Here is a 9,902-nt window from a genome sequence, read left to right as displayed (position 1 = left end):
CGTTGATGGAGGGTCAGTGCAGCGCAGCAGCTTCAGCCGTCGGGAGGGTTCCCGATGAGCGGACTGACCTCGCGGTTGCCCCGGTGGCGCGGACGGCGCTCGGCGACGACGTCGACTCCCGACCCCGGCCCTGGCTCCGCCGCCGAGCGGGCCCCGCACACGGTCCTGGAGGAGTTCGGCAGGTCAGGACCCGACGGCACACGTGGCGCACTGGGCACGCACGGCACACCTGTCGCACACGGTGCACACAGCGCGCACGAGGCGGCAGGCTTCCTGCTGCGTTCGTCCGCCGACCGCCGCACCTCCGTGCAGGAGCTCGCCCGCAGCCTGCCCGTCGAACGGGAGCGCCCTGTCGTCATCGTCGACGTCGCCGCCGACGCCGCCGGAAATCTCGGCGAGGAACTGGGCGGCCTGCTCGGCAGGCTCCGCGACGAGCGGCGCACCGCCGCTCGCCTGGTCATGTCGGGTGCCGCGGCCCGGAAGTCCGACGGTCAGCCGCCCCTCGCCCAACGTCTCGCGGACGCCTGGGAGTTGGAGCTCGAAGCACCCGATGCCGCGGCCGTCCTGGTGCCCGGTGGCGGGCTGTACGTGACCGAACCGGCGAGCCCGGCGGGCGGCTGGTGGCGGTTCGCACCCGGCGCGGAACCCGAGGCGCTGGGCGCGCGCATACCCGCGCCGAACTGGCAGCGGGCACTGGCCCGGGTGCCGCTCGGCGAACTGGGCGGCTGCACGGTGCGGCAGATACCCGCGGGGCTGCTGCTGCATCCCTCGGGCACGGCGGCACCCCGCCCCGGCGATCTGGCGTTCGCCCTGACCGTGCACCCAGACCGGCTGACCGTCCTGGTGAGCGGCGCACCGGCCGGGCAGGACCTCGCGGAGGACCTGGCGGCGCTGTTGGCCCGGCTCCCGGGGGAACTGCGCGGCCGGGTACGGCTGGCCCCCGGCGACGGGCACGATCTGCTGCCGGTCGCCCAGCACGTGGCGGACCTGCTCGGCACCGAGGTGGAGGTCTGCACCGGACTCCCCCTGCCCCACCCCCTGCCCGCTGCCGCCGCCCCGGGCACCGCCGGGCACCCGGAGTCCGTACGGCTGCACTCCCCCGAGGGCGAGTGCACCTGGCCCGCCCTGCTCACCGCCGTGGTCTGCGCCCCGACGGAACCGGGCGAGCCGCGTCCGGCGCCGCGCCCGGTGCACTGGCTGCTTCCCGACGCCGTGGGCACGGCAGGTCCTGAACCCGCCGCACTGCGGCTGCCCGACGGCCAGTACGTAGTCGCGGTACGGGCCGGGCTGTGGGTGGGCGGTTCCGCCACCGCCCCTGCCCCGGTCCGGGACCGGCCGGCCGAGGCGCGGGCCGTACGGATCGAGGTCGAGGACACGGCCGACGACGACAGGGCCCGCGGCGCACTTCTAAAGGCGCTCGCCGCCCTGCTGCCGGAACTGGACGGCCAGGTGCGCGAGCACGCCGAGATCACCGCTCCGGCCGGGGCCGGCCCCGAGACGGTGACCGCGCTGCGCCGTTTCGGGGTACGCAACGGCCTGACGTTCGCCACGACGCCCGGCCCTTCCGAGGCAGGAGCCGCCGTCCCGGCGCGTACCGAGCACGCGGCACCCGCCCCCGCCCCCGCTCCGGATACGCCGTGGTCGCCTGTAACGCCTGTAACGCCGGTAACGCCCGTCCGGCCGGACTCGCTCGCCTCCGCGTCGAGCGCCGCCACCTCCACCGCCACCTCCACCACCGCCTCCACCGCGACCTCCTCCGTCACTGCCATGGTCACCGCCGTACGCAACTCCGCGGCGGCCGCTGTCGCGACGACGCCCGCGGTCTCCGCTCCTGCTCCCCGTCCGTCCACCAGCAGCAGCCCTGCCAGCAGTCCCACCAGCAACGGCCCCACCGGGGCACGCCAGGGGAACGCCGCGGCGGAGCACACCGCTGCCCTCCAGGTCGGGTCCCCGGCCCCGGTCGGCGAGCCGGTGTCCCCCGCGACGACGGCCGAACCCCTCACCCGGTCCGGCGAGTCGCCTGCCGAGCGCTCCGCGCACACGGAGCCCTCGGAAGCACCGGCCACCGTCCCCTCGGAACAGACCCCTCCGGGCGAATCCCCGGCACCGAAGGTGACGACGCCCCCGGTCCGCGTCTCCGTCGCGTCCGCCCGTCGCCTCGCCGTCGCCCCCGTCGGCTTCAGCAGCGACGCGGACCGGGAGGCGTTCCGGGAGCTGGCGGCGGCGGTCTGGGAGGAGCACACCGGGCCGGTGAACCAGGCGCTGATCCGGCTGCCCGCCCTGCGCGGCCCCGGCGAAGCCGCCGCACGGGCCGACCTCATCGCCGTACACCTGTATCTGTCGTCGCCGCCCGACAGCCGGTTCGGCGCCCGCGCGCTCGCTGCGCAAGCGGAAGCGGGCTCAGGCTCGGGCGACTTGGGACCGTACGCCGCGTGCCTGTCCTCCGGGCTGCGCAGGCTGCCGGCGCTGCGGGGCACGCTGATGCGGGCCGTGCCGGGACCCGAGATCCCGGAGGACATCGTTCCGGGGGCGTACCTGTACTGCGCCGCGCCACTGGACGTCGTACATCTGGAGCAGAAGGGTGCGCCGCTCCCGCCCGAGGAGTACGTGCGGTACGTCGTGCGACCGGTGACCGCGCGCCGTACGTCGGTGCTGGCGCGCCCCGGGAGCAGCGGCGCGGCGGCGCTCTTCGCCGCGGGAACCGAGTTCTCCGTACTGGACGTGCACCGGGCCACCGACGACCTTCCTGCACGGGTCCTGCTCGCCGAAGTGCCGTCCGGCAGCGCACAGTTCCGGGCGCCTTCGGACGAGGCCGTCGCCCGGCTGGACGCGGCGGCCTGCCGGAGTGCCGACCCGGCGGGGGCGCAGTGGCCGGAACGCTGTTCCGGCCCGTTCCCCACCCCGTGAGCCAGTAGCCCCGTAGACCCCCGTCTTCATCCCGTCCCCCTCAGAGAGGCACGTCATGGCAACCAGCGAGTCAGCCACGGCCGGAGCAACGGCCGGCACCACCGGCTCACCGGTCCCCCGCGCGGCGGCACTTGCGGTACTGGCCGAGGAACCGACGTCCGGCCTGTTCCCGCCGGACAAGTCGGAGAAGCCGAAGAAGCCGGAGCCGAAGCCGGAGCCGAAGGGATCGGAGAAGCCGGCCGCCGAGGAGGCGTCGGAGAAGCCGGCCGCCGAGGAGGCGAAGGCGAAGAAGCCCGCCGTCACTTCGGCCTCCACGCCTTCTGCTGCCTCGAAGACCGAGGAGAAGGCGAAGGAGAAGAAGAAGCCGACCGGCAAGGCGACCACCACCACAGCCGCTGCCACCACAGCCACAGCCGCGACCACCGCCGCCACCACCACCACAGGCAACGCCACCACCACAGCGACGGCCACGGCCACCCCTCCGCGCCGCACCAGCGGTCTCCCCCTGGGCCGTCCCGGCAAGCCCATGCTCGCGGCGGCGGTGGCCGGTGGGCTGATCCTGGTCGGCGTGCCGTTCCTGATCTCCGGGCTGTCCGACTCGGGCGACGACGTCGCCCCCGCGTCCGCGCAGGCGCCCGCGGGCAGCCGGATCGGGCCGGACGGTTCGGGGCCCGGTCTCGTGCCCGGCCAGCAGAACGCCCCCGGCGAGAACGTCTCCAACACCGGTGGCGGCAACGCCCAGCCGGGCGGGGCGACCGCGGAGCGCAGCTCCGGCCAGGCGGGCGGCATCCACGAGGGTGGCGGTGGCGCCGAGAAGAAGGGCACCGCCAACACCGAAGGCACGACGGGAGCGGGCCCCGGCCCCAACGGCAAGGAGGTGCAGACCGTTCCGGCCGAGAAGAACGGCGTGCCCGCCGCCCCCGGCACCCCGGCCAAGCCCGGTGTCCCGGCCGGGCCGCCCCCTGCCGACAAGCCCGCGGGCAACGAGAAGCAGGCAGCGCCGCCGGTCACGTACAACCACCTCATAGGCCCCGGCTGCAACACCGCCGGTTTCGCCACCTCCGACCAGTGGCGCGACAGCAACAAGGGATGGCGCGGCAGCAACGGCAGCCAGACGGTCTCCGGCTGCAGCGGCTTCTACTACAGCGTCCCGCTCTCCAACAGCACGTCGAAGTCCAACGGCTTCGCCCAGTGGAAGTTCTCCACCGGGTCGGTGACGAAGGGCAGTTGCAAGGTCTCGGTCTACATCCCGAAGGTCAAGGACATCAGTTACGTCGGCGGCAGCCCTGCCTACTACACCGTCCACCGCGCCTTCGTCCCCAAGTCGAGCACCGTGATCGGCACCTTCGAGATCAACCAGACCGCACACCTGGGCCAGTGGGTCTACGCCGGTTCGTTCCCGGCGACGGGCAAGGTCTCCGTCGTCATGGACAACCGCGGCAAGACCTCCGGCAACCGGCACGCCGCCGCGGCACCGGTCAAGGTGAGCTGCTCGTCCTGAGCCGCACCTCGCGTGCTCAGCCGTGCCTCGCGTGCTGAACCCCGTCTCGCGTCCTGAAGCCCGTACGTGAGCGTGGGCGTCGTGGCCGACCGGCCGGGGCATGCGGAGGGCCCACCGGCACTGTGCCGGTGGGCCCTTGTCGTCGCGTCAGGCAGCCGGGGTCAGATGCGGACCTGGCTTGCCGGGGCGCCGGCTCCGGAGGCGATGGTGCCGAGGCCGGCCCAGCCGCCGGTGAGTTCGCCGCCGTTGTTGAGCCAGATGCCGGCCGAGCCGTCGGGGGCGACGGTGAGGTAGTCGGCGCGGCCGTCGCCGTTGACGTCGGCGAACTGGACCTGGGCGCCCGGTGCACCCACGCCCGGTGCGTAGGCCCCGAGGGGGGTCCAGGCTCCCTTGCCGTCCTTGTTCAGCCAGGCCTTCGCCGAGCCGTCGGCCGCGACCGCGAGGTAGTCCGCGCGGCCGTCGGCGTTGACGTCCGCGAAACGGACCTGGTCGCCGGTCGCACCCGTGCCGGAGGCCAGCCGGAAGCCGGGGCTCCAGCCGCCCTGGCCGTCGCCGCCGTTGTTCAGCCAGGCGCGCACCGAGCCGTCCGCCGCGACCGCGAGGTAGTCCGCGCGGCCGTCGGCGTTGACGTCCGCGAAGCGGACCGAGGAGCCGGGTGAGTCCGTACCGGAGGCGTACGTGCCCAGCGGGGTCCAGCCGCCCTGGCCGTCGCCGCCGTTGTTCAGCCAGGCGCGCACCGAGCCATCGGCTGCTACCGCGAGGTAGTCGGCACGGCCGTCGGCGTTGATGTCCGCGAGGCGGACCTGGTCGGCGGGGGCTCCCACCCCTGCGGTGATCTGGCCGACGAGGGTCCAACCGCCCTGTACCGGGCCGTTGTTGAGCCAGGCGCGTACCGCTCCGGCAGCGTTCACGATCAGGTAGTCGGGGCGGCCGTCGGCGTTGATGTCGGCGAAGCGGACCTGGGAGCCGGCGTCGCCGGGGCCCGGGGTCATGGTGCCGGAGGGCGTCCAGCCGGTGCCGACTCCGGTGCCGTCGCCGCCGTTGTTGAGCCAGGCGCGTACGGCGCCGTTGGCGTCCACGACGAGGTAGTCGGCGCGGCGGTCGGCGTTGAGGTCGGCGAACCGGACCGAGGAGCCGGGCGAGTGGGTGCCGGAGGCGATCTGGCCGGTGTCCGTCCAGCCCGCCGTACCGGTGCCGCCCTTGTTCAGCCACGCGCGCACCGCACCGTTCGCGTCGACCACCAGGTAGTCGGCGTAGCCGTCCGCGTTGACGTCGGCGAAGCGGAGCTGGTCGGCAGGGGCGCCGACGCCGGAGGCTATCTGGCCGGCTTCCGTCCAGCCCGCCGTGCCCGTGCCGCCCTTGTTCAGCCACGCGCGCACCGCACCGTTCGCGTCGACCACCAGGTAGTCGGCGCGGCGGTCCGCGTTGAGGTCGGCGAACCGGACCGTGGAGCCCGGGGCGCCGACGCCGGAGGCCACTTGACCGGCGTCCGTCCAGCCGGCCGTGCCCGTACCGCCCTTGTTGAGCCAGGCGTGCACCGCACCGGCCGGGTCCACCACCAGGTAGTCGGCGTAGGCGTCGCCGTTGAGGTCGGCGAAGCGGACCTGGGAGCCGGGGGCGCCGACTCCGGAGGCGATCCGGCCGGCGTCGGTCCAGCCGCCGCGGCCGTTGCCGCCCTTGTTCAGCCAGGCCCGTACGGCACCGTTCTCCTCGACGACGAGGTAGTCCGCGCGGCCGTCCGCGTTCAGGTCCACCTGGTAGTCGCCCAGGGAGGTCCGCGGCGGGGCGGGCCTGACGACGACCTCAGGGACGATCTGCCCCTGCTGCGCGATGTGGGAGACGCCGTCGGAGAAGACGCGGGCCATCTTCAGATAGCCCGCGTTGTTCGGGTGCAGGCGGTCGTTGAGGTCGCCCGTGGTCAGGGCCGTGGACATGTTGACGTACGACACCTTGTGGCCCTGGCCCTGCCGGGCGGCCACGATGCCGGGGATGGTGGCGTTGTACGCGTTGATCCTCGACTGGACCGCCGGGGAGGCGGACGGGACGAGGGAGGAGACGGCGATCGCGGTGTCCGGGGACGCGGCGATGATCTGGTCGATCAGTGCGGCGAGCCGGGCGGGGGCGGTCGCGACCTGGTGGTCACGGTCCATGTCGTTGGTGCCGATGTGCAGCAGGACCACGTTGGGTTTCGCTTCGGCGAGCCAGGTGTCGATGTTGGCGGCGAGTCCCTCGATCAGCCAGCCGGAGTGGCCCTCGTGGTCGGTGTCGGGCAGTTGCCCGTGCTTCTGCGACCCCACGAAGTCGATGACGGGTGCGCGGCCCTTGAGCAGGTTCCACAGTTCGGCCCGGTAGCTGGAGCGGGTGGTGCTGCCGGCGCCCTCGGTGATCGAGTCGCCGAGCGGCATCACGGCGAGGCGCGGCACGGTCCAGTTGTCGGCCGGCTCGTCGGGGGTGCCTCCGAAGCCGGGGGTGTCACCGCTGTAGGCGTACGTGTTGAGGGTGTCGACGGCGCTCATCGGGTTGCCGCTCTGGTAGCGGTCCACGGCGAGGAAGTTGGGCTTCCGGCGGGAGGCGGGGGAACAGAACCGCTGGGCCCTGTTGAGCACCTTCTCGTTGTCGGTGCCCGCGGTTCCGTCGACCGGGCCGTCCCGGAAGTGGTTCATGACGGACAGCCGGCGGAACCCCTTCTCTTCCTGGGAGAGGGGAATCCCGTCCCAGCGGGTGCGGCAGGTCCAGTCGGAGTTGCCGATGCCGCTGCCCATCGACCAGTAGTTCTCGGTCGTCCAGTCGGCCTGGTGCTGGAAGCCCAGGTCGCGCTTGCCCGGTTGGCCCTCCGCCTCGGGGCCGACCCCCTTGTCCGTGAAGAGCAGCAGCCGGGTGTTGTCGGCGGCCATCTTGGACAGGCGCGGCCAGCCCTGGGTCCTGACGTTCTGGGTCTCCGGGTTGAACACCATGCCGTGGAGCTGTCCGCCGGGCCGGAGGTCGTCGCCGACCTCGGCGTTCAGGTCGGCGTAGGAGGTGTAGTCCTCCATGAAGACCGTGATGATCTCCTTCTCGTTGCCCGGGGCCTTCAGGAAGTCCGCGATGTCGGTGAACACGTCCGACAGCGGCCGGAAGGTGGGCAGGCAGGCGCCGCCGTGGCACATACGGACCCTGCCGTTGGACTGGGCGGCGTCGAGCATCAGGGCCCGTACGCCGTTCGCCAGCTGCTTGCGGATCGAGTGCGGTTGGTTGGGCAGGGGGGCGCCGCCGTCGGCGTCCTCCTGGTTGTTGAACGCGTTGTGCGAGGTCAGGAAGGTCCGCTGGTCGAACGTGGGGTCGGCGGGCATCGCCTGGTGCGGGGGCTCGACCTGGGTGACGTACCAGGTCAGGGAGTCCGCGTTGCCTTGCGGACCGGAGGCGAAGGTGACGTCGCCGCCCTGCTTGCGGTCCTTCTGGTCGACCTTCGCGGGGGTCTGGAGGGTTTCCTCGTAACCAACGGGGTGGATCTTGTACCGCTCGCCCTTCACCCGCTCGAAGAGCCAGTCCGTGCCCGATCCCGCGCAGTCGCGGAAGGCGAGCCGCGCCTCCCCCTCGGAGTTGGAATCACGGCCCATGCAACGGTCGCCCTTGGTGCGGCTCTTGACCTGGTACGCACCGCTGACGGTCCTGGACGGCTGGAGGTACCACCACTGGTCGGCCTCGTCCCCCTTGGGAGGGGTCGCGCGGAACAGCAGCTCCGTGCCCGATATCTGATATCCGCCGCCGCCCAGGCCGTCGGGCCGTCCCTCGCCGTCCAGGAAGCCGCCGACGCTCTGGATGACCACGGTCGTGTCGGTGGGAGGACCGGCGGGAAGGGCAGCCGCCCCGGGGGCGGGAGCGGGGGCGGCCGGCAGGGCGGCCGCGGGAAGCGCGGCGGCCGTCTGCGCCACGGAGACGAGCAGTACGCCGGACAGGGACAGCGCGAGCAGACGCGTCCTGTGGCGGAAACCGCGGGCGACGGACCGTCTTCGGGAGAAGGCGGGGAGGCGTTTCATTCAAGATCCTTCGGAGATGTGCGGGCCGTGCGAAGACAAGAGCCCCAAGGTCTAGTCCATTGGGCCGCTTTGAACAAATGAACACTTGGCGCACCCGTGCGGCGCTCGCTCGCGGACACCATGTGAACCGCCCGGAATCGGACCAGAGATTTTTTCCGGAAACCGTCTCTGCACGGACCGCCCGCTGGGCCACACTCGGTCCTGGTCCGCTGCGATCGCGATCAAGCAACTGCCCCTGAGATTCCGCACGTTGAAGCCTCGAACACGGGTTTCACCACATATCCGGCCCACCTGAGGACTGCTGATGAGACGAGCCCGGTCCGCCTGTGCCGCACGCGTGAAGGCGGTGGCCGCGGCACTGGTCACCGCGCTCCTCGTACTGGCGACGCCCGCCGCGCGCGCCGACACCCCCGCACCGCCGGAGATGACGGACGGCTTCGGACTGACCAGGACCGCGCCCATCACCGGCACCGCCACCAACTTCGTGATCACCGTGTCCACGCCCCAGGTCTCCGGCGAGCACCGCATCCGGATCCTGCTGCCCGCCGGCTACGCCGACAACCCCACCAAGCGCTACCCGGTGTTCTACTTCCTGCACGGGGCTTCCGACGACCCGGGCAACCCGGGCCTGGCCTACCCCGCACTCACCGCGGCACAGTCGATGATCACGGTCATCCCCGACGGGGGCCTCAGGGGCTGGTACACCAACTGGCTCGACCAGAAGACCGCCGCGGGCGCGCAGAACTGGCAGAACTTCCACCTCGGCCAGGTGATCCCCTTCATTGACGCCAACCTCCGCACCCTCGCCACCAAAGAGGGGCGTGCCGTCGGCGGCCTGTCCATGGGCGGCTTCGGCGCCCTGCACTACGCCCAGACCAGACCCGAACTCTTCAGCCAGGTCGCGTCGCTCTCCGGCGCCAGCGACCTGTCCCGCAACCACGCCGTCATGCGCGGCGCCGTCGTCGGCACGCTGACCAACGCCGGCGCCGCGCTCTGCGGGAGCTCGGCTCCCACCTGCAGCCTCGACTTCGGCCCCACGGTGTCGAGCGACGCGATCTTCGGCACGCCGTATCCGGTGCTCGACGCCGACTGGCGCTGGAACGCGGCCGATCCCTCCTCGCACATGGGCGCCCTGGCCGGAATGAACATCTCCCTCTACACCGGCAACGGCAACGGCGCGGCCACCGACATGGAGTTCTGGGTCAAGTCGGCCGCCGAACACGCCAGGAACGGCCTGGACGCGCACAAAATCCCGTACCACTACGTGGACTACGGCAACGGGGCCAATTGGGGCCCCCACTGCAAGGGCGGTCACACCAGCGGCTGTTGGGCCCAGGACCTCGTGGACCTCGTACCTCGCCTGGAAGCGGGATTCGCCGCCACCTGACCCCGGTGCCGGCCTGTGCCTCACGTCGCTGGGCAACGGCCGCGCCCTCGACATGCAGAACGGCTCGCTCGGCGACGACGTCACCGTGCCG

Annotated in this window: 4 protein-coding genes; 3 read left to right on the top strand and 1 reads right to left on the bottom strand. The window is 72.5% G+C overall.

What is annotated here, in order from left to right; all coding sequences use genetic code 11:
• Window positions 1-54 precede the first annotated feature (54 nt).
• A complete protein-coding gene (locus tag ACH4SP_RS10625; protein ID WP_398412779.1) occupies window positions 55-2,907 on the top strand; it encodes a hypothetical protein in 2,853 nt (950 codons plus the stop codon).
• A 55-nt stretch (window positions 2,908-2,962) separates the two neighbouring features.
• The gene (locus ACH4SP_RS10620; protein WP_398412777.1) at window positions 2,963-4,408 is read left to right on the top strand and encodes a hypothetical protein; all 1,446 of its coding nucleotides are present in this window, start codon (window positions 2,963-2,965) and stop codon (window positions 4,406-4,408) included.
• A gap of 161 nt (window positions 4,409-4,569) precedes the next feature.
• Here ACH4SP_RS10620 and ACH4SP_RS10615 read toward each other — a convergent pair whose 3' ends face one another.
• Window positions 4,570-8,424, bottom strand: coding sequence for an FG-GAP-like repeat-containing protein (locus tag ACH4SP_RS10615; protein ID WP_398412775.1), 3,855 nt, complete (start codon window positions 8,422-8,424; stop codon window positions 4,570-4,572).
• 304 nt (window positions 8,425-8,728) lie between these two features.
• Between ACH4SP_RS10615 and ACH4SP_RS10610 the strand changes: the two genes are divergently transcribed.
• Entirely contained in the window at window positions 8,729-9,811 is a 1,083-nt protein-coding gene (locus ACH4SP_RS10610) for an alpha/beta hydrolase (protein ID WP_398412773.1), read from the top strand.
• Window positions 9,812-9,902: the final 91 nt, after the last annotated feature.

The organism is Streptomyces sp. NPDC021093 (genome assembly GCF_044333135.1).
Classification (GTDB): Bacteria; Actinomycetota; Actinomycetes; order Streptomycetales; family Streptomycetaceae; genus Streptomyces.
This window is presented reverse-complemented; position numbering and strand designations above follow the sequence as displayed.